The sequence below is a fragment of the Idiomarina fontislapidosi genome (genome assembly GCF_003226255.1).
In the GTDB taxonomy this organism is placed as follows: domain Bacteria; phylum Pseudomonadota; class Gammaproteobacteria; order Enterobacterales; family Alteromonadaceae; genus Idiomarina; species Idiomarina fontislapidosi.
In genome coordinates, this window is sequence record NZ_QJST01000043.1 from 1 (window position 1) to 1,231 (window position 1,231).

Annotated in this window: 1 protein-coding gene; it reads left to right on the forward strand. The window is 43.5% G+C overall.

All coding sequences use genetic code 11. The features are described 5' to 3' along the window. Positions 1-63: 63 nt before the first annotated feature. Positions 64-1,224, forward strand: a complete 1,161-nt coding sequence (locus DFP83_RS13465) for an IS30 family transposase (protein ID WP_110576599.1) — start codon at positions 64-66, stop codon at positions 1,222-1,224. Positions 1,225-1,231 lie beyond the last annotated feature (7 nt).

Sequence of the window (1,231 nt, forward strand, 5' to 3'; positions counted from 1 at the left end):
CTGTAGATTCAAGTGGTCAATGCAACAGTTTTACTATACTACTGATTTGCATGAGTACTTCTGATGAAACGAGCAAAACGTACATTCACACAAGATGAAAGGGATCTGGTCTTTAATTTATGGAAGCAAGGAGCAGGTTTTAGTGATATTGGTCGAGTATTAGACGCTGCACCTGGTACTGTTTTCACCGCGCTACGCGAAAGTGGCGGTATAAAACCAAAACCTCGAATACGAAATAAACAGCACCTGACCTCAGCCGAAAGAGAAGAAATTCGAGTGGCCCTATCTGCTAAAAAGTCTTTTCGTGAAATTGCTGTAATGCTAAAGCGTTCGCCTTCAACAATTTCACGTGAAGTATCCCGTAATCGAGGACGACGTTATTACAAAGCAGTTGATGCCGATAACCGCGCCAAACGTATGGCAAAAAGACCAAAACTAGGGCAACTCGAAATCAATAAAGTGCTCCGAAAGCTTGTTATGTCGAAGCTCGAGCTTAAATGGTCCCCAGAACAAATCGCTGGCTGGTTACGAGTTCAATACCCTTGCAACCCATTTATGCATGTATCATATGAAACGATTTATAAGTCGATATATGTACGTTCAAAGGCCGTTATTCACTTTTCATTTGCACAACATCTGCGTCGCTCGCATCCTATGCGACATAGCCGCTATCACCGCCGTAGTGGAGACCGAACCTTTACAACTATTGTCAATGGACTCTCAATTCGCAAACGCGATGAGGACATAGAAAATCGCGCCTCCCTTGGCCATTGGGAGGGTGATCTCGTTTCGGGCTCTAAAAACACACATATCGCCACTCTTGTCGATAGAAAAGCCCGCTTTACTATCCTATTGAAATTAGCTGGCAAAGACGCAGAGTCGGTTTACCGGGCGTTGTTAAAAATATTTAAACAGATGCCGGCAGAATACCGGAAATCGCTTACCTGGGATCGCGGTATGGAACTGGCTAAGCATGCCGAGCTAACAAAAGCAATTGGTATACCCGTTTACTTTTGCGACCCCCAATCACCATGGCAACGAGGAACAAACGAAAATACTAATAGTTTGGTTCGGCAATACTTCCCAAGAAAAACTGATTTATCTGTTCATTCACAGGAAGTTCTTAACAACGTAGCGACCCAATTAAATGAGAGACCGAGAAAAACATTGAACTTTATGACACCGTCACACATGATTGACAAGGGTGTTGCGTTGATGACTTGAATCTACA

Bases quoted from the DNA above. Each gene is read 5' to 3' on its own strand.
- DFP83_RS13465 (WP_110576599.1), top strand. From the start codon at position 64: ATGAAACGAGCAAAACGTACATTCACACAAGATGAAAGGGATCTGGTC.